At 36.2% G+C, this 2,922-nt stretch carries 2 protein-coding genes; one reads left to right on the top strand and one right to left on the bottom strand.

Annotated features, from left to right (window positions below; translation table 11 throughout):
• Positions 1-336: 336 nt before the first annotated feature.
• Complete coding sequence (locus DDE80_RS14085) at positions 337-927, bottom strand: hypothetical protein (protein WP_108308564.1); 591 nt, start codon at positions 925-927, stop codon at positions 337-339.
• A gap of 650 nt (positions 928-1,577) precedes the next feature.
• Here DDE80_RS14085 and DDE80_RS14080 point away from each other — a divergent pair.
• Entirely contained in the window at positions 1,578-2,567 is a 990-nt protein-coding gene (locus tag DDE80_RS14080; RefSeq protein WP_108308562.1) for a hypothetical protein, read from the top strand.
• Positions 2,568-2,922: the final 355 nt, after the last annotated feature.

Here is a 2,922-nt window from a genome sequence, read left to right as displayed (position 1 = left end):
ATTATATTTTTCGCACTGGAAATGGTTGTCGCTGCGCTCGAATTTTTTAAATAAAAAAAGCAGACATTCGTCAGCCTAAAGATTCAGACCTTGCCCCCTTTTAAAAAAGGGGCAAACCCCCAAAACTTTCGCTAGTCGCTAGACGCCAAAAAAATGTTGAGGGGAAAAGCGCCCCTCAACATTTCTTTTGGAAATGGCAAGCATGTACATCAGCTGCACGTGTCAACTCCTTAATGCTCCTTTCATGGATCAGCACAAACCGCTGAACCATTCCAGTCCGCTTACCGTTGACACTTACCCTTTATTTTTCCTTCTAGCCAGTTAACTTCTTATACATCATTTGTTGTATTTATGTTTTTTCACATATTCAAAAATGGCATAGATGACTTGTTCCTCTTTACTCGCAAAATCGTTATCCAGTTTCAACCGTTGTCCTTCAAAGCTAAAAGCATCTAGTAAATAATTAATACGTGGTTGCTTATAAGCGCTACTGTTGGCAACACAACGCTCCCATACTTGCTCGACTAATTCAAGTGAATAGTGTCGATGTTCCGCAGCTTGTTTGAGCAACAATTTTTTCACTTGGACATAGCCTTCCCAAATGTTTTTACGTGTGATTTCAACCCACATTTGCGCTCGAATGGCTTCCTCGTCTAATACAACATTTGTTTCATTAGTTTCTAATACATCAATTGTTGTATTAGTTGGAGCCGTTTCAGGTATCGCAATGGTTTCTGGTAAACGTTCCGCTAAAAAACGCTCCAATGCTCCATGCGTTACCTTCCATCCCTCTTTTCGAGAGGTTGGCGCAATCCCTTCAATTTCACCTTGTCGTAACCATCTGCGAACCGACTCAATATTGCTTGTAATCTTATTCGCTTTTAATACATCAAATGTTTCATTAACTGAATAAACACGTTCTGTCATTGCGGTCATCTCCTTTATTTAATATTACAACAATTGTTGTAATAAGTCAAATGCAACGATTGTTGTATTAATCGCAAGTAAACTCCCCTATTTTTCCTTCTAGCGTTCATCATTATACGGGATTTTATGCATGTAACCTTAGCATGAAAAATTGGTGAAACGTTGTATTATCAATGTTTGTTGCTGCATGTATAAAAAGTGTATAAGACGTAAAAAATAAATAAGTCCAGAAAGCGTTATAAAGACACGCTTTCTGGACTGTGTGAATGACACCAAACTTGCATTTGGGAACGTTATTTGCATGGAAATGTATAAAGATTTCGCCTAAATTCAGTTTATTTTCAAAAAACTATTGATTATTTGTTGATATAAGAGCTAACATTAAATAAAAAATGAACGGCAAAAAGCAAAAAAGCCAGGGAAACAATAGAAGTTTGCGCCTTCTATTGTTTCGTTGCAATCGTGAACAGACCACGATACAACTTTTCCTGACTTCAATACCTATTAAGATATTACGAGAAGTTAAGCGATTTTTCAAGTAAGAAAAATCATTATACAAGATATCTTAAAGGATTAAGTCAAAAAAGCGTTGTATCGTCTAAAAAAAAACGATACAACGCTTTTTTTCGTTCTCTAAAGGAGCGCTTGATATGCCAACCTATACAACGACAAATGAAAAAGTCCAATATTATTTAACTTACAGCAGCAAACGAGCCAGTAAACATAGGAAGATCCAGCGAATGAATAGTATATCAAAGTCATTAGAGACAATTGGTGTCTATCTTGATGAACTATTCCAACGCAAATCAATCAGAGTTCTTGATGAAATTGCTTATTTAACGACAATATGTGGTGTCATTAAAATAGGCGCAGAGAAGTTAGCTGAACTTGCACAGACAAGTGTAAGAACCGTATACAGTGCTGTTAAGACGATTAAGCAGCATAAAGAGTTAGGTTTCTTAGTGGGATACTTAAAGAGTACGCATAAGTATGTCTTTGTAGATTTAAAAGCAAATAATGCACCTGAGTTATTGAAGGACATATTTGGTTTAACAGATTCTCAAATTGCAGAGTGTTTTGCAGACCCTAAAACTTCAACTAAGCCTGTTATATCAAGGCATACAGATGAAATTTCGGACGCTAACAATATAACAAAAAATAAAACCATAAAAGATATAAAGACGTCTACTAAAAAAAGTGAAGCGTCTTCTCCTACCTATCGTAGTTTTTATTTAAAACTCAAAGAGCTGTTTAAAGCTCGTAGAGGGTCTTTAAACGGGTTTAAACAGTTTACTGGCATTATCTATAGCAAAATGAAGAAGATACGTTCAGAGAACGATTTAAAGCTTTCTCATAATCAATTAGAACTGATTATGTATCAATCATTCGATATTTTGTTAAATAAAAAAGGCGTAAAGAATGAAGCAGCGATGTTAAATGCCATTATTACAAATAAAATCAATGATATGACGATACCGCAAACGTCTTTTTCACCTATGTCTAATATAAAACGTACTGAACCGATACCAGATTGGTTTATGAACCGTAACGAAGTTGTTTCAACAACTTTTACACTTGAAGAAAAAGCAGAATTTGAGGCCCAACGAGCACAAATTTTGAAAGATCTTGGGATACAATAAGTCTTTTCAAAAATTGAAAGAGAAGGCTTATTTGTGCTGCAGTTTTTTTAGTCCACTTAAAATAATTTGCTCCAAGCAAAAATGAAGTGTTAAAGAGAGGGCAAGCAACGGGTTTGTCCGGACAAACGCCTGAGGGCAAGCAACGGGTTTGTCATGACAAACACCTTTTCGCTCGCCCTCAACTTGTTAGGATTCCTCCTAATACCTCGACCATTTTCGACACTCAAAATTATATTTTTCGCACTGGAAATGGTTGTCGCTGCGCTCGAATTTTTTAAATAAAAAAAGCAGACATTCGTCAGCCTAAAGATTCAGACCTTGCCCCCTTTTAAAAAAGGGGCAAACCCCCAAAACT

It is taken from the genome of Metalysinibacillus jejuensis (genome assembly GCF_003057615.1).
GTDB lineage: Bacteria > Bacillota > Bacilli > Bacillales_A > Planococcaceae > Metalysinibacillus > Metalysinibacillus jejuensis.
This window is presented reverse-complemented; position numbering and strand designations above follow the sequence as displayed.